The organism is Cryobacterium sp. HLT2-28 (assembly GCF_004402495.1).
In the GTDB taxonomy this organism is placed as follows: Bacteria; Actinomycetota; Actinomycetes; order Actinomycetales; family Microbacteriaceae; genus Cryobacterium; species Cryobacterium mannosilyticum.
The window spans coordinates 101,884-121,105 of record NZ_SOFH01000023.1 but is presented as its reverse complement, the minus strand read 5'-3'; the positions used below and the strand labels follow the sequence as shown (position 1 = coordinate 121,105).

The 19,222-nt window shown below is 69.5% G+C and carries 15 protein-coding genes; 6 read left to right on the top strand and 9 right to left on the bottom strand.

The features are described from left to right. Window positions 1-192 precede the first annotated feature (192 nt). The 3 genes from E3O48_RS11960 (at window position 193) to clpX (ending at window position 2,968) form a co-directional block, all read left to right on the top strand. Window positions 193-792 carry an ATP-dependent Clp protease proteolytic subunit gene (locus E3O48_RS11960; RefSeq protein WP_134507475.1) on the top strand — a complete coding sequence of 200 codons (600 nt, stop codon included), beginning with the start codon at window positions 193-195 and terminating at the stop codon, window positions 790-792. A 16-nt stretch (window positions 793-808) separates the two neighbouring features. Then, window positions 809-1,480 carry an ATP-dependent Clp protease proteolytic subunit gene (locus E3O48_RS11955; RefSeq protein ID WP_134507476.1) on the top strand — a complete coding sequence of 224 codons (672 nt, stop codon included), beginning with the start codon at window positions 809-811 and terminating at the stop codon, window positions 1,478-1,480. Window positions 1,481-1,687: 207 nt separating this feature from the next. Beyond that, complete coding sequence (clpX, locus tag E3O48_RS11950; RefSeq protein ID WP_134507477.1) at window positions 1,688-2,968, top strand: ATP-dependent Clp protease ATP-binding subunit ClpX; 1,281 nt, start codon at window positions 1,688-1,690, stop codon at window positions 2,966-2,968. Between the two features lie 127 nt (window positions 2,969-3,095). Here the strand turns inward: clpX and E3O48_RS11945 are convergent, their stop codons facing one another. After that, window positions 3,096-5,129: a M3 family metallopeptidase gene (locus E3O48_RS11945; RefSeq protein ID WP_134539077.1), complete on the bottom strand. Its 2,034-nt coding sequence runs from the start codon at window positions 5,127-5,129 to the stop codon at window positions 3,096-3,098. Window positions 5,130-5,195: 66 nt separating this feature from the next. Between E3O48_RS11945 and E3O48_RS11940 the strand changes: the two genes are divergently transcribed. The 3 genes from E3O48_RS11940 to E3O48_RS11930 are packed head-to-tail and all read left to right on the top strand — an operon-like array spanning window position 5,196 to window position 8,690. Continuing rightward, a complete protein-coding gene (locus E3O48_RS11940; RefSeq protein WP_134507479.1) occupies window positions 5,196-6,038 on the top strand; it encodes a methyltransferase domain-containing protein in 843 nt (280 codons plus the stop codon). An 8-nt stretch (window positions 6,039-6,046) separates the two neighbouring features. Further along, a complete protein-coding gene (locus E3O48_RS11935) occupies window positions 6,047-7,471 on the top strand; it encodes a class I adenylate-forming enzyme family protein (protein ID WP_134539075.1) in 1,425 nt (474 codons plus the stop codon). Further along, a complete protein-coding gene (locus tag E3O48_RS11930; RefSeq protein WP_134539073.1) occupies window positions 7,452-8,690 on the top strand; it encodes a thiolase family protein in 1,239 nt (412 codons plus the stop codon). Before E3O48_RS11935 ends, E3O48_RS11930 begins: the two co-directional genes overlap by 20 nt. A 20-nt stretch (window positions 8,691-8,710) precedes the next feature. Here E3O48_RS11930 and E3O48_RS18235 read toward each other — a convergent pair whose 3' ends face one another. The 8 genes from E3O48_RS18235 to E3O48_RS11890 form a co-directional block, all read right to left on the bottom strand. Continuing rightward, window positions 8,711-10,141: a protein kinase gene (locus tag E3O48_RS18235; protein ID WP_134539071.1), complete on the bottom strand. Its 1,431-nt coding sequence runs from the start codon at window positions 10,139-10,141 to the stop codon at window positions 8,711-8,713. Between the two features lie 96 nt (window positions 10,142-10,237). After that, a complete protein-coding gene (locus E3O48_RS11920) occupies window positions 10,238-10,504 on the bottom strand; it encodes a hypothetical protein (protein ID WP_134539070.1) in 267 nt (88 codons plus the stop codon). A 1-nt stretch (window position 10,505) separates the two neighbouring features. After that, window positions 10,506-10,952 carry a GNAT family N-acetyltransferase gene (locus E3O48_RS11915; RefSeq protein WP_134539068.1) on the bottom strand — a complete coding sequence of 149 codons (447 nt, stop codon included), beginning with the start codon at window positions 10,950-10,952 and terminating at the stop codon, window positions 10,506-10,508. 9 nt (window positions 10,953-10,961) lie between these two features. Next, window positions 10,962-13,544, bottom strand: a complete 2,583-nt coding sequence (gene valS, locus E3O48_RS11910) for a valine--tRNA ligase (RefSeq protein WP_134539066.1) — start codon at window positions 13,542-13,544, stop codon at window positions 10,962-10,964. Between the two features lie 133 nt (window positions 13,545-13,677). After that, a complete protein-coding gene (locus tag E3O48_RS11905; protein ID WP_370249885.1) occupies window positions 13,678-15,381 on the bottom strand; it encodes a dipeptide ABC transporter ATP-binding protein in 1,704 nt (567 codons plus the stop codon). Further along, window positions 15,378-16,241 carry an ABC transporter permease gene (locus E3O48_RS17830; RefSeq protein WP_134539062.1) on the bottom strand — a complete coding sequence of 288 codons (864 nt, stop codon included), beginning with the start codon at window positions 16,239-16,241 and terminating at the stop codon, window positions 15,378-15,380. Before E3O48_RS17830 ends, E3O48_RS11905 begins: the two co-directional genes overlap by 4 nt. Then, window positions 16,238-17,260, bottom strand: coding sequence for an ABC transporter permease (locus tag E3O48_RS11895; RefSeq protein WP_370249883.1), 1,023 nt, complete (start codon window positions 17,258-17,260; stop codon window positions 16,238-16,240). The genes E3O48_RS17830 and E3O48_RS11895 overlap by 4 nt, the downstream gene beginning before the upstream one ends. Continuing rightward, on the bottom strand, window positions 17,257-18,909 hold the full coding sequence (locus E3O48_RS11890; RefSeq protein ID WP_134539060.1) for an ABC transporter substrate-binding protein: 1,653 nt from the start codon (window positions 18,907-18,909) through the stop codon (window positions 17,257-17,259). Before E3O48_RS11890 ends, E3O48_RS11895 begins: the two co-directional genes overlap by 4 nt. Window positions 18,910-19,222: the final 313 nt, after the last annotated feature.

The window sequence follows — 19,222 nt, the reverse complement described above, 5'->3', positions numbered from 1 at the left end:
CGCCACGAGAACGGGGCCGGATGTCGCAGACATCCGGCCCCGTTTTTGCGTGTCGCCCCGTCCTTCGCCACTTCAGCGTCCCGGGGGAGCGTCGCGGGGGCGGCGCGCAATCTGCCGAGGGCGAACACGGCCGTTCTCGCGCGTCCGACCCTATAGATTCATTCTGAAGCGACAAGCGAAACGGAGCGCGACATGGCCGATATGGCACCTACACCCGGCGTTTTTGACCGACTGCTGAAAGACCGCATCATCTGGCTCGGTTCAGAGGTTCGGGATGAGAACGCCAACGAGATCTGTGCCAAGATCCTGCTGCTGGCCGCAGAGGACTCTGAGCGGGACATCTTCCTCTACATCAACTCGCCCGGCGGCTCGATCACGGCGGGCATGGCCATCTACGACACGATGAAGTTCGTTCCGAACGACATCGTCACCGTCGGCATCGGCCTGGCCGCGTCGATGGGCCAGTTCCTGTTGTCCTCCGGCACCAAGGGCAAGCGCTACATCACCCCGAACGCACGCGTTCTGCTGCACCAGCCGTCCGGCGGATTCGGTGGCACCGCCGCCGACATCCAGACCCAGGCCAAGGTGATCCTGGACATGAAGAAGCGGATGGCCGAACTCACCGCAGAGCAGACCGGCAAGTCGGTCGAGCAGGTCCTCATCGACAACGACCGCGACAACTGGTTCACCGCCCAGGAGGCCGTGGCATACGGCTTCGTCGACCACTTGCGCGAATTCGCGTCGGATGTGGTCGGCGGCGGCGGCACCGACGACTCAGTGAACAAGAAGTAGGACGGGCAGAAACGACATGGAATTCACGAATTTTGGTCACCAGGCCGGGGGCCGCGCCCCGCAGTCGCCCGAGGCCCGCTACATCCTCCCCACTTTCGAAGAGCGCACCGCCTACGGGTACAAGCGTCAGGACCCCTACGCGAAGCTGTTCGAGGACCGCATCATTTTCCTCGGCGTGCAGGTCGACGACGCGTCCGCCGATGACGTCATGGCCCAGCTCCTCGTGCTGGAGAGCCAGGACCCCGACCGCGACATCGTGATGTACATCAACTCACCGGGTGGTTCCTTCACCGCGATGACGGCGATCTACGACACGATGCAGTACATCCGACCGCACATCCAGACGGTGTGCCTCGGCCAGGCAGCGTCCGCCGCCGCCGTGCTGCTCGCCGGCGGAACGCCCGGAAAGCGCCTCGCGCTTCCGAACGCGCGCATCCTCATCCACCAGCCTTCGGCCGGCGGTCAGGGTGGCGGGCAGGCGTCCGACATCGAAATCCAGGCCGCCGAGATCCAGCGGATGCGCGAGTGGCTGGAATTCACCATCTCCCACCACTCCAACCGCACGGCGGAGCAGGTCCACAAGGACATCGACCGCGACAAGATCCTCGGCGCCCCCGAGGCCCTCGAATACGGCCTGATCGACCAGATCCTGACCAGCCGCAAGAACGTTCCCACGCTCGTCAAGTAGCGCTTCGCAACAATCGCACGTCGAAAATGGCGGATGCCCGGCTGGCTGACAGCCGGGCATCCGCCATTTTCGGGGCCTCACGGCCGTTTCTCGCCCAGCCGCCGTTATCGCATTTCCACCGGTCCGCACGGCTTGCACACCACAGTCACAGGCACAGGCTAGGCTCAGTTCAGCGTTACCAGCAATACCGATGGAGGAGGCTGACGGATGGCCCGAATAGGCGAGAGTGCAGACCTGTTGAAGTGTTCCTTCTGTGGGAAGAGTCAGAAGCAGGTCCAGCAGCTCATTGCCGGTCCCGGTGTGTACATCTGCGACGAGTGCGTCGAGCTGTGCAACGAGATCATCGAGGAACGCCTGGCCGAGGCCGGCGCCGAAGAAGGCAACGGCGAGTTCGACCTCCCCAAGCCCAAGGAGATCTTCGGATTCCTCGAGGAATACGTCATCGGGCAGGAAGCCGCCAAGCGCGCCCTCGCCGTGGCCGTCTACAACCACTACAAGCGCGTGCGCGCCCGGGCCACCCTCACCGCCGCCGACGCCATCCACGACGACGTTGAGATCGCCAAGTCCAACATCCTGCTGATCGGCCCGACCGGCTGCGGCAAGACCTACCTCGCCCAGACCCTCGCGAAGCGGCTGAACGTTCCCTTCGCGGTGGCGGATGCGACGGCCCTCACCGAGGCAGGTTACGTCGGTGAAGACGTCGAGAACATCCTGCTCAAGCTGATCCAGGCCGCCGACTACGACGTCAAGCGCGCAGAGACCGGCATCATCTACATCGACGAGATCGACAAGATCGCGCGCAAGGCCGAGAACCCGTCGATCACCCGCGACGTCTCGGGCGAGGGTGTGCAGCAGGCGCTGCTGAAGATCCTCGAAGGCACGGTCGCATCGGTTCCGCCGCAGGGCGGCCGCAAGCATCCGCACCAGGAGTTCATCCAGATCGACACGACGAACGTGCTGTTCATCGTGGCCGGCGCCTTCGCGGGCCTCGATGACATCATCTCCACCCGGGCCGGCAAGAAGGGTATCGGTTTCGGCGCTCCGCTTCACAGCAAGGGCGACGACGTCAACCTTTTCAGCGAGGTGCTCCCCGAAGACCTGCACAAGTTCGGTCTGATCCCCGAATTCATCGGCCGGCTGCCGGTCGTCACCACGGTCACCCAGCTCGACCAGGTGGCCCTGATGCAGATCCTCACCGTGCCGCGGAACGCCCTCGTTCGCCAGTACCAGCGCATGTTCGAGCTCGACGGCGTCGAACTCGAATTCGAGCAGCCGGCCCTGGAGGCCATCGCCGACCTAGCGGTGCTCCGCAAGACCGGCGCCCGGGGCCTGCGAGCCATCATGGAAGAGGTGCTCGGGCCGATCATGTTCGAGGTGCCGTCGAGCTCCGAGGTCGCCAGGGTCGTCGTGACCCGGGCCGCCGTGCTCGACAACGCCGAGCCGACCATCGTGCTGCACAAGGCGCGCCGGGTGGACAAGTCCGCCTGAGCCGACGGACCTCGTAGCCCAGCGCTGGGCTCGCGCAGGGCGCAAACTGTTGCCGCAACGGACAACTGTGGTCGGTGTGCGGACAATTGCTGTCCGCACTGGCAACAGTTGCCGGAGCGCGGGGCGGCTAGGTCAGGCCGCGCCGGTCGAGCAAGGGCTGGATGCGGGCGTCCCGGCCGCGGAAGTCCCGGTAGGCCGCCAACTGGTCGGCGCTCCCGCCCACGGCGAGCACGTGCTGGCGGAACCGTTCGCCGTTCTCCCTGCTGAGGCCTCCGTTCTCGGTGAACCAGTCCACCGTGTCAGCGTCGAGCACCTCGCTCCAGATGTAGGAGTAGTAGCCGGCGTCGTAACCGCCGCCGAAGGTGTGCGCGAAGTAGGTGCTCGCGTAGCGGGTGGGCACCGCCTCGTTCGCCAGGCCGGCGGCGGCGAGGGCGGATGCCTCGAACTCCGCGACATCCGTCACCACGGTGTCGGCGTCGATCAGGTGCCAGGCCTGGTCGAGCAGGGCCGCAGCCAGGTACTCGCTGGTGAGGAAGCCCTCATTGAATGTCGCCGAGGCACGGATGCGGTCGACCAGCTCGTGCGGCATGCTCTCGCCGGTCACGGTGTGCTTCGCGAAATTCGCCAGCACCTCCGGCCAGAGCAGCCACATCTCGTTGACCTGGCTGGGAAACTCGACGAAGTCCCGGTAGACGCTGGTGCCGGCGAACTTCGGATAGGTGACCCGGGCGAAGAGACCGTGCAGGGCATGACCGAACTCATGGAACAGGGTCGTCGCTTCGTCGTAGCTGAGCAGGGTCGGCTCACCGGGCGCGGGTTTGGGCACGTTGAGGTTGTTGCAGACCACCGCTGGGGTGCCCAGCAGCTCGGACTGGGAGACGAGGGGGTTCATCCAGGCGCCGCCGCGCTTGGAATCCCGGGTGTACAGGTCGAGGATGTACAGCCCGACGGGGGAGCCGTCGGCCTCGGCGACCTCGAAGACGCGAGCCTCCGGGTGCCAGGCGACCAGGTCCTCCCGCTCGGTGAACGTCACCCCGTACAGGCTGGTCGCGGCGTAGAACACGCCGTCGTGCAGCACGCGTTCGACGTCGAAGTAGGGCCGCAGGGCCTGGCTGTCCACGTCGAACCGGGCCCGGCGCACCTTCTCGGTGTAGAACGCCCAATCCCAGGCGGCCAGGGTGAAACCGCCGCCCTCACTGTCGATGACCGTCTGCAGGTCGGCCTGCTCGGCCAGCGCGTTCCGGGCAGCGGCCGGCGCAAGCCGTCCGAGCAGGTCGGCGACCGCGTCCGGCGTCTTCGCAGTCTCGTCCGCGGTGACCGCGGACGCGTGGTTAGCGAACCCGAGCAGCCGGGCCCGGGCGGCGCGCAGGGCGGTGATCTCGAGCACCAGGGCCCGGTTGTCGTGAACCCCGCCACGGATGCCGCGGGCACGGGAGGCGGCCAGCAGCCGCTCCCGGACGCCCCGGTTGGTGAGTTGCGCCAGGTAGGGATGGCTGGTGGGAAGCACGAGGGTGATCACGTAGCGTCCGGCCAGCCCGCGGGATTCGGCCGCCAGGGCCGCCGCCGAGATCTCCCCGGCCGAGAGCCCGTCGAGCTCGGCGACATCGTCGAGCACGAGGGCCAGGTCGTTGGTGTCGGCCAGCAGGTTCTTCTCGAACCGGGTGCCGGCGACACCGAGCCGCGCGTTCAGGTCGCGCAGGATGGCCTTGTCCTCGTCCGACAGGCCGGCCCCGGCGAGCGTGAACTCGGTGAAGTACCGTTCGACCAGATACCGCGACTCCGGGTCCAGGCCCAGCGCATCCCGTTGCTCATGCACGGCGGCGATGCGGGCGAAGAGCGCGGGGTCGAGCCGGACGGCGTCGGCGTGCGCGGCGAGCAGCGGCGCCAGCTCCTCCTCGAGCGCGTTGGTGAAGTCGCTCGAGTGCGACGAGCTCAGGTTGAAGAAGACCTCCGCCACCCGGCTGAACGCCTGGCCGCTGCGTTCGAGGGGCAGCAGGGTGTTCTCAAAGGTCGGCGGTTCCGGATTCGCTCCGATGGCCGCCACCTCGGCTCGCTGCTCCGCCATCCCCTCGAGGAAGGCGGGGCGGTAGTGCTCCTCGGTGATCTCCGCGAACGGGGGAAGCCGGAACGGGAGCGTGCTCGGGCGCGAGAAGGGATTCATCGATTCACCATGAAACAAACCTAGTTCGACCGACACCGGTTCCGCTTCCGTGCGTAGGCTCGGGGCATGACCGACCAGCGCGACCAGCCCGAACGCCCCGAGACCGCACCGCGCGACCACTACACGCACGGTCACCACGAAAGCGTGCTCCGCTCGCACACCTGGCGCACCGTGGCGAACTCGGCGGCCTACCTCATCCCGCACCTCCACCCCGGATCAACCCTCCTCGACGTGGGCTGCGGGCCCGGCACCATCACGGTCGACCTGGCCCGGCGCCTCTCACCCGGCCAGGTCACCGGCATCGACGCCGCGGAGGAGATCATCCACCGCGCGGCCGGGCTCGCCTTCGACGAGGGGGTGCGCAACGTGGTCTTCCAGGTCGGCGACGTCTACGCCCTCGACTTCCCGGACGAGTCCTTCGATATCGTGCACGCCCACCAGGTGCTGCAACATGTCGCCAACCCGGTGGCGGCGATGAAGGAGATCCGGCGGGTGCTCAGGCCCGGCGGGGTGTTCGCGGCGCGGGACGTCGACTACGGCGGGGTGATGATGCATCCCAAGCTGCCCGGCCTGCTGCTGTGGATGACCGCCTACCGTGACGTGCACTATTGGAACGGCGGCGACCCCGACGCGGGGCGGGCGCTGAAGGCCTGGGCCCGGCAGGCCGGATTCACCAGTGTCGCCAGCAGCGCGTCGATCTGGTGCTTCGCCTCGGACGCCGAACGCGAGTGGTGGGGAGAGTCGTGGGCCGTGCGCGCCACCGAATCCGCGTTCGCGGCGCACGCGATCGAGGTCGGCGCGGCCGACCTCGCCGACCTGCGACAGATCGCGGCGGCCTGGCGGCAGTGGGCGGCCGACCCCGACGGCTGGTTCGGGATGCCGCACGGCGAGATCCTCGCCCGGAAGTAACATCAAGGGTGCCCTTCCTGGATCAGCTGAATCACTGGGCCCGGCACCAGCCGGGCGCGACGGCCGTCGAGGTCGGCGCCGACCGGCTCAGCTTCGCCGGACTCGCGGCCCGGGCGACCGGCGCGCTGCCCGAGGAGACCGACCGGGCGTTCATCACCGCCATCAGCCTGCCCAACGGCATCGACTTCGCCGTCGCCCTCACCGCCGGGATCGCCGGCGACGGCGCCGTCGCCGTGCTCGACCCGGGCTGGCCGGTCGCCCAGCGGGAGACCGTCACAGAACGGCTGGCCGCCGAGGGCGCTCGGTGGCAGCCGCGGTCCCGGCCCGGTTCCGTCCCGGCCCTGGCCGACGGGCGCCCCGGCTCGGTCTTCCTCTACGGATTCACCTCCGGAACCACCTCCCTGCCCAAGGCGTTCACCCGCACCCGCGAATCCTGGCGACGCTCCTTCGAAGCCGGCACCGACTACTTCGGGCTGACCCGGCACGACCGCACGCTCGCGCCGGGACCGTTGTCCTCCAGTCTCACCCTGTATGCCCTGGCCGAGTCCCTGCACGCCGGCGCCACGTTCGTCACCCTGCCGGAATTCGACCTGGCCGCCGCCCTCGCCTGCGTCGCCGACCGGGAGATCACCCGGCTCGTGCTGGTGCCCACCGTGCTACGCCTGCTCGCCGAACGCGGCCTGGCCGGCGGGGTGGACGGCCGGGGGCTGACCAGCATCATCAGCGCCGGCGCCCGGCTGGATCCGGCCACCCTGGCCGCCGCACGACGGTTCGCGCCCAACGCGACCATCCACGAGTACTACGGGGCTGCCGAGCTCAGTTTCATCGCCGCATCGACGCTGCGCCCGGGGGAGGCGCCCGGAACGGACGTCACGGCCGTCGGCCGCGCGTTCCCCGGAGTCTCCCTGAGCATCAGGGACGAGTCCGGGCGGGAACTGCCCCGGAACGAAACCGGCACGATCTTCGTGCGCAGCGACCTGGTCGGCAACGGCTATGCCTGGGGCGACGACGGCGAGGCCTTCCGCCGCGACGGCGACTGGTGCACGGTCGGCGACCTCGGCTTCCTCGACCGGGACGACGTGCTGCACTTCCGGAACCGTCGGGCGGACATGGTCGTCACCTCCGGCCAGAACGTCTACCCGCAGGAGGTGGAGGCGGCCCTGCAGGGCCTGTCCGGCGTCACATCCGTCATCGCGGTCGGGGTGCCGGATGCCCGCCGGGGCGCCCGGCTCGTCGTGGCGGTCCTCGGCGGTCCCGAGGTCGACGCGGCCGTGCTGCGCCGGGCCGTCGCCGCCTCGCTCGCCGAAGCGAAACGGCCACGGTCCTACTACCGGCTCAAGGCGATGCCCCTCACCCCCAGTGGCAAACTCAGCCGCAGCATCCTTGCCCGCTGGATCACCGAGGGAGACCCGCGTGTCACCGCACTGGACTGATTCTGCCGGGTCTGGCCACGCCGGGCCGGGCGCCGACCGTGAGCCGGTCGTCCTCCTCGGCCGCCGCACCGCCTTCGGCCGGGTGAACGGCGCTCTGGCGACGCTCACCGCCGACCGGTTGCTCGCGCCGGTGCTGGCCAGGCTGCTGGCCGACGCGGGCGTCGCCCCGGAGACGGTCGACGATGTCATCATCGGCAACGCGGTCGGCGGTGGCGGCAACGTGGCACGCCTCGCCCTCCTGCGCGCAGGCCTGCCCGTGACGGTGCCGGGCCTGACCGTCGACCGCCAGTGCGGCTCCGGCCTCGAGGCCATCGTCCTGGCCTGCCGGCTCATCGCCGCGGGCGCCGGTGACATCTATCTGGCCGGCGGCGTGGAGAGTTGCAGCACGGCGCCGCTCCGGGCCCACCGGCTCTCGTCGACGCCAGGGCACCCCGACTTCTTCGACCGGGTGCGGTTCTCGCCCGACGAGGTCGGCGACCCCGAGATGGGCGTCGCCGCCGAGAATCTGGCCGACCGGTTCGGCATCACCCGGGAGCGACAGGACGCGTTCGCACTCCGCAGCCACCGGCTGGCCATCATGGCCGGCGCGTCAGGGAAGCTGGCCGAGGAGATCGTCGCCCTGGCCACCGAGGCCGGCCGGGTCGATGCCGACGAGGGCCCGCGGCCCCGCCTCACGGCCGGCCTGTTGAGCCGGTTCGGTCCGGCCTTCCGGGCAGGCGGGACCGTCACCGCCGGCAACTCCTGCGCAGACGCCGACGGGGCCGTCGCGGTGCTGGTGACCAGCCGGCGGACCGCGGATGCCCTCGGCCTCGGCGGTGGGCTGCGATTCGTCGATTCCGCGGTGACGGGCACGAACCCGGACGTCCTCGGCATCGCCGGCGGCGAGGCGGCCCGGCTGGTGCTCTCCCGGCAGGGGCTTGGGGGAGCGGACCTGTCCCGGATCGAATTCACTGAGGCCTTCGCGGCCCAGGTGCTGGCGTCGCTGGATCTGCTCGGTGTTGCGGAGGAGCGCGCCAACCTGCAGGGCGGGGCGCTGGCTGTCGGCCATCCGTTCGGCGCGAGCGGCGCGCTGCTGGTGCTCGGCCTGCTGCGGCAGTGCCGGGCCGCGGCCTCGCCGGGAGAACTCGGCCTCACGGCCGTGAGCATCGCCGGGGGACTGGGCGTCGCGGCGCTCTGGGCCTGGGACGACACGGGTGGCGCCGCGCGGCGGGACCGGTAGCCGGCGAGACGAGCCGCGGTTCAGCCTGGGGTCGGAATAGCGGTCGCTCCGGCCTTCATCGAACGTCGGGTCTCCAAGCGCAGTTCCATCTCGCTCATGACGATGGCCGCGAGGTCCCCGAGGGTGGCAAGTTCCTGTTCCGTGGCCAGGCGCGGTTCGAAGTCGAGCACGCACAGCGTGCCGAGGTTGTGTCCGTCGCGGGTGCGCAGGGGCACTCCGGCGTAGAACTGCAGGCCGAAATCGTCGGCAACAAGGGGGTTCGCCAGTGTCCGTGGGTCGAACCGGGCATCTTCCACGACCCAGGGCAGGTCATCCATGATGGCCGACGCACAGAGCCCGGGGTGCCTGTCGATATTGTCTATCTCGAGTCCGTGGTGGGACGTGAACCAGATCCGATCGTGATCGACGATGGTGACGAGAGCGACTGGAACCGAGAATACCCGGGCGGCAATCGCCGTGATCCGGTCGAATGCCCCGTCGGCCGGTGCCTCAGGCAGCCGGTAGCGCTCTACCGCGAGCATCCGGGCCTCCTCGGTCGACGGCTCGGGATCGGTGCCGACACCCCTGTGCCGGCCGGTCTCGGACGCCACCAGCTGGCGCAGCGCCGGGACCAGATCGTGGATGGACGGGCGGTCTTTCGGGTTGCGGGCGGTCATGGCCGCCAGGAGGGCCCGCCATTCCGGGGCGAGGCCGTGCGGAATGGGCGGATCGTTTCGCAGCCGGGCCAGCGCTGACTGGATCGGGTCGCCGGGAAAGGCGACGGTGCGGGTGAAGCACTCGAGGAGCACGAGACCCAGCGAGTAGATGTCGCTGGCCGACCCCAGGTTCTGACCGCGCGCCTGTTCGGGGCTGAGGTAGGCGGCCGTGCCCGTCGTGACGGTGTCCGTGTCACCGCCCGGGGCGGCACCGACCAGGGCGATACCGAAGTCGGTCAGCTTCGCACGGTACCGTGCGCTGCCCTGGTTGTAGTCCACCAGCAGGATGTTCGCCGGCTTGACGTCTCGATGCACGACGCCCCGATGGTGAATGTACTGCAGGCCCTCGGCCAGGTCGAAGCCGATGTGCGCTATCTGGCGAGGAGTGAGCGGACCGCGCTCGAGCTTGACCTTGAGATCGGCGCCCGTGACAAGCTCCATGACGAGGTAGACGCGCGGCCGGGCAGCATCCGTTCGGTCGACGCCCGCGTCGAGCAGGGTGACGAGACTGTGGTGATTGAGGCTCGCGAGGAGGTTCACCTCGTCTTCCTGCAGCCGGATGTCCTTCTCGCTCGTTGCCGACGCGTCGAAGACCTTGACGGCGACGTCGCGACCCAGCGATTCGTCCGTGGCGCGAAAGACCGAGCCCTTGCCGCCGCGGCCGATCAGTTCCTGCAACCGGTATCGTCCGCGCAGTCGCGGGGCGCCGGCCTCGGCGACCTCAGGCGAGCGCCCCGACGTGGTGATGACATCCATGAGAGAGCCTTCGTGTCGTGCCGCCGTCACCACAGGCGGTCCGGCGAGTCCACTTACTAGACGTAGCTCGATGTCGATATGTCACGCCGGTGACTCTTAGATCCAGTCCTCGTCGTCCTCGACCGCCACGGCAGGCTGGGTGATGGTGGCGCTGTCTTCCCCCGGGTTGTACCGGATGACGGTGCCGTCGTCGAGCTCGAGCACCGGCTGGGCCTCCAGCCAGGTCAGCGTCCAGCGCCAGCCGCTGTTGTCCTCGCCCAGGGCGGCGAGTTCCTCCTCGACCGCCTGGATCGCGATCTCGACCACGTGCGGCAGCCCCGTCGGAACCGGTCCGCCGAGTGGGAAGCGGTTTCCCAGCTGCACCCTAGAGCTCTATCTCGTAGGTGACCCAGTCGGTGCGGGTGGCGACATCGTCGTAGAGACGCTGGGCCTCAACATTGTCGGCAGCCGTGATCCACGCCAGGGTGCTGAGGTGGTGCTCGGTGGCGTATTGCTTCGCGAACTCGATCAGGGCACGTCCCACCCCGCTGCTGCGCGACTCTGGGACCACGAACAGGTCGTCCAGGTAGAGTCCGCGGGTTGCGCTGAGCGTGTTGGGCACCTCGCGATAGTGGGCGAAGCCGATGAAGTCACCCTCGTCATTGACGGCGACCGCCCCGGCCAGCACGTGGTCCTTGTCGATGATCCAGCTCCAGACCTGGAGCGCCTTCTCATCGGTGAGCGCGCTCTTGTAGAACTCGCTGTAGCCCTCGAAGAGGCCTAACCACGAGAAAAAGTCCTTGTCGCCCAGTGTTCGTACCTTGACTGACATCCGGTTCTCCTAACTCTCTGGCACCGTGTCGAGCACGATATCAGTGACAGCCAATTCGCTGCCATCGACAAAAACCAATTCCGAGATACGACCAACGGCCCGCAGATCATCGGAAGCCTGCGCGAGCAGGGCAACCTCAGCGGCCGTTCCGCTAATTACAGCAGATGCGACGGCAGATTTCTGGGATGCTTTCGCATCGGTCTTGGCGCGCCGGATGCCGGTGAGCGCCCGGCTGGCCAAATCGAGCAGGGCGACGTTGCCGGCACTTCCCGCGGCGAGCTCGGCCTGGCTCGGCCACGGCGCTCGGTGCACCGAGCCGTCGTTGGACCAGGACCAGGCTTCCTCCGTGGCGAACGGCACGAACGGCGCGAACAGGCGCAGCAGCGTGGCGAGGGCCGTGCGGAGCGCGGCGACGGCCGACGCCTGGCCGGCGCCGCTCTCGCCGTAGGCGCGTTCCTTGACCAGCTCGAGGTAGTCGTCGCAGAAGGTCCAGAAGAAACTCTCGGTGAGTTCGAGCGCGCGGGCGTGGTCGTAACCGTCGAACGAGGCCGTGGCCTGGCCGACGACCACGCTCAGCCGGGCGAGCATGCTCTGGTCGATCGGCTCGGTCACCGGGGCGTCCGCGGCGCCGTCGAAGCCGAGGATGAACTTCGACGCGTTCAGGATCTTGATCGCGAGGCGACGGCCGATCTTGATCTGGGTCGGGTTCTTCGGGTCGAACGCGGCATCCGTGCCCAGGCGCGACGACGCGGCCCAGTAGCGCACCGCGTCGGAGCCGTGCTGCTCGAGCATGTCGGCCGGGGTCACCACGTTGCCCTTGGACTTGGACATCTTCTTACGGTCGGGGTCGACGATGAAGCCCGACAGCGCCGCGTGCTGCCACGGTGACACGCCGTGCTCGAGTTCGGCGCGGAGCAGGGTGGAGAACAGCCAGGTGCGGATGATGTCCTGACCCTGCGGGCGGAGCGAGTACGGGTAGACGAGGTCGAACAGTTCGGGGTCGCGTTCCCAGCCTCCGGCGAGCTGCGGGGTGAGCGATGACGTGGCCCAGGTGTCCATCACGTCGACCTCGCCGACGAAACCGTTCGCGGCCCCGCGCTGGTCGGCGCTGTAGCCGGGGGCGGTGTCGGACGACGGGTCGACCGGGAGCAGGTCGCGGGTGGCCACGATCGGCTGGTCGAAGACCGGGTTGGCGTCGGCATCCAGCGGGTACCAGACAGGAAGGGGGACGCCGAAGAAGCGCTGGCGGGAGACGAGCCAGTCGCCGGTGAGGCCGTTGACCCAGTTCTCGTAGCGAACGCGCATGAATTCGGGGTGCCACTGCAGGTCGGCGCCGTGGGAGATGAGGCGGGAGCGCAGGGCCTCGTCGCGGGCACCGTTGCGGATGTACCACTGGCGGGTCGACACGATCTCGAGCGGCTTGTCGCCCTTCTCGAAGAACTTGACCGGGTGCACGATCGGTTTGGGCTCGCCGATCATGTCGCCGCTCGCGCGGAGCAGTTCCACGACGGCCTGCTTGGCGGAGAAGACCGTCTTGCCGGCCAGCTGGGCGTAGGCGGCACGGCCGGCCTCGCTCACGATGACGTCGGGGGCCTCGGCGATGATCCGGCCGTCGAAGCCCATGATCGCGCGGTTGGGCAGGTCGAGTTCGCGCCACCAGACCACGTCGGTCACGTCGCCGAAGGTGCAGATCATCGCGATTCCGCTGCCCTTGTCCTTCTGGGCGAGGTGATGCGCGAGAACAGGCACCTCCACGTCGAAGAGCGGGGTGCGCACAACGGTGCCGAAGAGCGCCTTGTACCGTTCGTCGTCGGGGTGCGCGACGAGGGCCACGCAGGCGGGCAGCAGCTCGGGGCGGGTGGTTTCGATCTCGATGGTGCTCTCGTCGGGCTTCCGGAACGACACCCGGTGGTAGGCGGCGGGCATCTCCTTGTCTTCGAGCTCGGCCTGGGCCACGGCGGTGCGGAAGGTCACGTCCCAGAGGGTCGGCGCCATCGCCTGGTAGGCCTCGCCGCGCTCCACGTTGCCGAGGAACGCGAGCTGGGAGGTGATCAGCGAATCGTGGCCGATCGTGCGGTAGGTCTGGGTCCAGTCGACGCTCAGGCCGAGGGTGCGCCAGAGGGCCTCGAACTGCTTCTCGTCCTCGATGGTGAGGCGCTCACACAGCTCGATGAAGTTGCGGCGGCTGATCGGGAGCTGGTCGGCGGCCTTGCTGCTCTTGCCGTCGCCGCCCTCGAACGGCGGGGTGAAGTCGTCCGCGTAGGGGAGCGAGGGGTCGCAGCGCACGCCGTAATAGTTCTGCACCCGGCGTTCGGTGGGCAGGCCGTTGTCGTCCCAGCCCATCGGGTAGAACACGTCGCGGCCGCGCATCCGCTGGAACCGGGCGATGACGTCGGTGTGGGTGTAGGAGAACACGTGGCCGATGTGCAGCGAGCCGGAGGCGGTCGGCGGCGGGGTGTCGATGGAGAAGATGTTCGCGCGGTTGGCGGAGCCCCGGTCGAACCGGTAGGTGCCGGAGTCTTCCCAGTTGCCGCCCCACTTGGTTTCGAGACCCTCGAGGGCCGGTTTGTCCGGAACGCTGGCGGCGGTCATGTTTCTCCGTTTGTCTATGTGCGGCACCGAGTCGTTGGTGAGGTGCCTGAGTATTGGGCCTCACCCAATCTACCGGATGCCCTGTTCCCCGCCGATTCCGGCGGTGCTCGAGTGTTCGAGTGCGGCCTCCGGCTCAGCCCAGGCGGGGGACCGCGGCGAGCAGGGACTGCGTGTACGGATGCCGCGGCGCCGTGAAAACCTGCGCCGTGTCCCCGGTCTCCACGATCGTGCCGTCCAGCATCACCGCGACCTGGTCGCTGGCGTGCTGGATCACCCCCAGGTCGTGGGAGATGAGGAGCAGGCTGAGGCCTCGCTCCCGCTGCAGTTCGTCGAGGAGATCGAGCACCTGGGCCTGCACCGTCACGTCGAGGGATGACACCGGTTCGTCGCAGACCAGGATCTGCGGCTCCGAGGCCAGCGCCCGCGCGATGCCGACCCGCTGGCGCTGGCCGCCGGAGAGCGACAGCGGGCGCCTGCTGAGGAGCGTCGCCGGAAGCGACACCTGGTCGAGCAGCTCGAGCACCCTGGCCCGGTCGCGGGCGGCGTTCCCCGCCTGGCGGGCGGCGTGGCGCGCGCCCCGCACGGCGTCGCGCAGCACCGCGTCGACGCTCAGTCGAGGGTCGAAGGAGCTGAGGGCATCCTGGTAGATCGCGCCGAGCTCCGGGCGCAGGCGCCGGCGCTGCCGCTCGGTGACGGCGCTGAACGGGCGACCGAGCACCCGCACCTCACCCGCATCCGGTCGGCTGAGGGCCAGCAGCAGACGCGCCGTCGTGGTCTTGCCCGAACCGGACTCGCCGACCAGACCGAGGGTGGTGCCACGAAGGAGCCGGAAGGAGACCCCGTCCACCGCCCGCTGCTCACTGCCGTCCGGCCTCCGGAAGGTCTTGACGAGTCCGGACGCCTCCAGCACGACCTCGGCCGGAGCCGGGGCCGACGCCGACGCCGGGGCAGAAGCCGGGGCATCCGCCCGGCCTTCGGGGGAGGACAGCCGGGTGCCGCGCGGCTTGTCGATCGGAATCGCGGCGATCATCCGCCGGGTCTGCTCATGCTTCGGCGAGGCGAGCAGCCTCGCGGCCGGCCCGCGTTCCACGATCCGACCGGCGCTCATTACCGCGATCCGGTCGGCGATCCGGCCCACCACGGCGAGATCATGACTGATCAGCAGGATGGCCGTCCCATGCCGTTTGAGGCTCTCCAGGAGGTCGAGGATCTGCGCCTGCACCGTCACGTCCAGTGCCGTGGTCGGTTCGTCGATCAGCAGCAGGGGCGGGTCGAGGGCGATAGCGGAGGCGATCAGCGCGCGCTGGCGCTGCCCGCCGGACAACTCGCCCGAACGCTGCCTCACCCGGGTGCGGCCGTCGGGCAGCCCCACCCGCTCGAGCACCTCCTGCACCCTGGTCCGCCGCGCCGCGCGATCGAGGGTGGTGTGCAGTCGGAGCGAATCGGCGATCTCGCGGCCAATCGGTCGCAACGGGTCGAGGGAGACGAGTGCGTCCTGCAGCACCAGGCCGACGTCCCGGCCGCGCCGCCGCCGCCACTGCGCGTCGGAGAGGCCGAGCACGTCGCTCCCGTTGATCTCCAGTTCGGCGGCCTGCAGCCAGGCGTCGTCGCCGGCCAGGCCGATCAGGCTCCGGGCGGTGACGCTCTTGCCGGAGCCGGACTCGCCGACCAGCGCCAGGCATTCGCCGGGGGCGATGTCGAAGGAAACCCCGGCGACGACCGGATCGGTCCCCGGCTGCCCGCCGAACCCCACCGCGAGGTCCCGAACGCGGAGCATCGAGACGAGCGTCGGGGTCACCGCGGCACGGCGGGCGGCGGGACCGGTTCCCTGGCTCATGCGTGCCTCAATCGTCGTTCCAGGGCGCGCCCCAGGCTCGTCGCGGTGACCGCGGTGAGCACGATGAACAGCCCGGGGAAGAAGGCCATCCACCAGGCCGACGTGATGTAGGTGCGCCCGGCCGAGAGCATGGCACCCCATTCGGCGGCCGGTGGGGCTGCGCCGAGCCCGAGGTAGCTCAGGGCCGACGCCCAGACCACGGCCTGCCCGATGCCGAGGGTGCCCAGCACGAACAGCGGCGCCAGGGTGTTCGGCAGGATGTGCCGCACCAGGATCTGCCGGCGGCCGCGGCCGAGCACGGTGGCCGCCTCCACGAACGCCGAGGACCGCACCGAGATGAGCTGGCCCCGGATGATGCGGGCATAGCCGGGCGCCGTCGCCAGCCCCACCGCCACGGTCGCCGTCTGCGTTCCGGGCCCGAAGACGAGGATGACGAGCAGTGCCAGCAGAAGTCCGGGGAACGCGAACAGCACCTCGAGGAACCGATTGACGGTGAAATCGACGACCCGGCCGAGCATCCCGGCCATGGTTCCGAGCACGATCCCCAGGCCGAGCCCGATCGCCGTGGCCAGGATGCCGATGACCAGGGAGCCTCCGGTGCCGTGGCTGACCCGGGTGAAGATGTCCCGGCCGGACTCGTCGGTGCCGAACCAGTGCGCGAGATTCGGCGGCTGGAAGGCCGACAACGGGTCGATGGCGAGCGGGTCGCCCGGTGCGAGAACGGAGGGCGCGACCGCGGCCACGACGAGGAACAGCGCGAATGCCGCGGCGAGGGCCTCGGCCACGCCGATCCGGCGGCGGCGAGGTTCCCGGGCGCGCGCCTGGCGGCCGAGGTCGGCCTGGATCTCGAGGTCGCTCATCGCCGGCGCAATCGCGGGTCGGCGATCCACTGGGCCAGGTCGGTGACGACGGTCATCAGGATGTACCCCACGGCGACGATCATCACCACCCCGATCACGACGGGCACGTCGCGCACGGTGACCGCATTGAGCATCGTGCGGCCGAGGCCGGGCCGGGCGAAGATGGTCTCCACCACGACTGCGCCGCTGATCAGGGAGCCGAAGGCCCAGCCGGAGAGGCTGATCGCCGGCAGCGACGCGTGCCGGAGGGCATGGATCCAGCGCACGCCGCGATCGCCCTCGCCGCGGGCTCTCGCCGAGAGCACGAACGGCGACTCGAGTGCGGTGAGCAGGGACTCGCGCATGATCTGGCCGAGGAACCCGGCCAGGGGGACGGCGAGGGTGAGCACGGGCAGCACGAGGCCGGCCGGGCCCGGGGTGCTGATCGGCGGCAACCACCCCAGCCAGACGCTGAACAGCACGATCAGCGCGGTAGCCAGCCAGAAGTGGGGCAGCGCCGCCGCGACGATCTCCAGTCCGGAGCCGAGGTACCAGGCGAAGCGCCCGCCGCGGGTCGACCAGGTGGCGAGCACGAGCGCGAACAGCCAGGCGACGACGAGCGCGAGTGCCGCCAGCAGCAGGGTCCCGCCGAGCTGGCCGACCAGGAGCGGGGCGACATCCTGCCTGAGCGCGTAGGACCGGCCGAGGTCGCCGGTTGCCAGCCGGCCCAACTGGGCCAGGTACTGAACGACGACGGGCTGGTCGAGACCGTACCGGGCCCGCACCGCGGCCAGTGCCTCCGGCGACGTCTGCGAGCCCGGACCGCCGAGGATGGCCTCGGCCGGGTCGCCGGGGATCAGCCTGATCGCGAAGAAGGTGATCGTGGCGACGGCCCAGAGCACGAACACCGCCCCGGCCAGGCGGGCGGCGAGCAGCCCGGGCAGCGTCCGGCGGAGAGCGCGCCGTGGGCGTGCCCGAACCGGCCGGGCGGAGCGGGGTGCTCCATCCGGCCTCAGCGAACCCGCCGCCGCGTCGGTCACTCGGCGGGGAGCCAGGCGTCGTAGAACGTGGGAGTGGACACGGTCGGCATCGCGCGGGCCCCGGAGACGCGGGAGCTCAGCAGGTAGTGGTTCTGCTGGTCGTAGAGCGGCAGGAGGTAGAAACCCTCCAGGACCTTGTTCTGCACGTCCGTGTAGAGGGCGGCGCGCTTGCCGGCATCCGTCACAGTGGCGGCCTCGGCGAGCAGCGCGTCGACCGCGGGGTCGTTCACCTGCGCGTGGTTGGCGAAGTAACCGCTGGGGGCAGGGACGATGCCGGCGGAGTCGAAGAGGATGCGCAGCACGTCAGGGCCGACCTTCGTGTACGGGGCGCTGACGGCGTCGTAGCCGTTCTCGCCGAGAGCCGTGTACCAGCTGGAGAGGTCCATCGGGGTGAGCACCACGTCGAAGCCGGTCTTCTTCGCGGTCGCCTGGAGCTGCTCGAACAGCGACTGCTCGGCGGGGATGGACTGGTTCGTGCTCACCGGGAACTGCACGGTCAGGCGCGCGCCGTCCTTCACCCGGTAGCCGGCCGAGTCGCGGGCAGTCCAGCCGGCTGAGTCGAGCAGCTTGTCGGCTGCTCTGGCGTCGTAGCCGAACAGGTCAGGCCGCTGCACGGCGGTGGCCTCCACGCTGGAGAGCGCGGAGTACGACCGCGTGGCGGTGCCCTGGAAGAGGCTGCTGACGGCATCGTCCACGTTGGCCGAGCGGATGAAGGCCTCCCGCACGAGGGGGTCGTTGAACGGCGGCCGGGACGAGTTCAGTTCGATCCGGTTCGAGGCTCCGGGCCGGGGCGCGTCGAGGTGGGTGATCGTGTCACCCTTCTCCGCCTGGACGATCGTGTCGGGCTGGGCGTTGTCGATCACGTCGACGTCACCGGCCTGCAGGGCCGCGAAGCGCGACGCCGAGTCGGGGATGAACCGCCAGATGATTTTGGCCAGGTACGCCGGGCCGGAGTGGTCCGCGTCGGCGGGCGGCGACGTGTAGCCGGCGTTGCGCACGAGCACGACCGAGTCCTGCTTCTCCCAGCTCTCCACCTGGAACGGGCCGGTGCCGACGGGGGCCGCGCAGTTCTCGTCCACGCCCCGGGCCAGGCCCGTCGGGGACTCGATCGCCAGCCACGGCTGGGTCAGCGATTCGAGGAGGGCGCCGTCCGGTTGGCTCAGGACGAATCTCACCACGTTCGCCGAGACGGCCTCGGTGCTCGCAACCTTCGCCAACGCCAGGTAGCCGGTCGAGGACCCGGTCTTCGGGTCCCGCAGGTGCGCCAGGTTGGCCTGCACGGCGGCCGCGTCGAGCGGGGTCCCATCCGTGAACGTCACGCCGTCCTTGAGGGTGAACTCCCAGGTGAGCCCGTCGGGGCTCTCCGTCCAGGACTTCGCCAGCCACGGGATGATCTGGCCGTTGGAGTCCCGGGAGACCAGCGACTCCAGGTACTGCGTGCTGACCAGGGCCTGCGGGTAGTTGCCGCCGACGTGCGGGTCCAGGCAGGTCGGTTCGGCGTCTCCCGACGCGTAACTGAGCGTGCCGCCCTTCACCGGGGTGCTGCCGGCGTCGGTGCCGGGGGAGGCCGTGCACGAGGTGAGGAGGAGGGCGGCGGCCAGAACGGCCCCGATGACGGCCGGACGATGTGAATGGACCGAGGAATGCATGCGGTGATCTCTTTCCACGGCAGGGAACGGCCGAGTGTGCTGGTCGGGGTGCGGCCCCGTGGTGGGCCGCCAGTGTCCCATCGTAAAACATCCGGTGGCGGCCGGGAATTCCACCCGGCGGATACGGCAGGCTAGAATTACGTACGCATGACTATGATCCGGCCATCACCGGTGAGTCTTCGGAAGAACGGTCCTCCGGGGCCTGGTAGAACCGAACGGGTCGGGCCCGTCACAGCCTCTGAACAAGCGGTCGCCCGCTCACCCGGGCGGCAAGCGAGGTGGTACCGCGGCGGATCCCTTTCGGAGTCGGCGT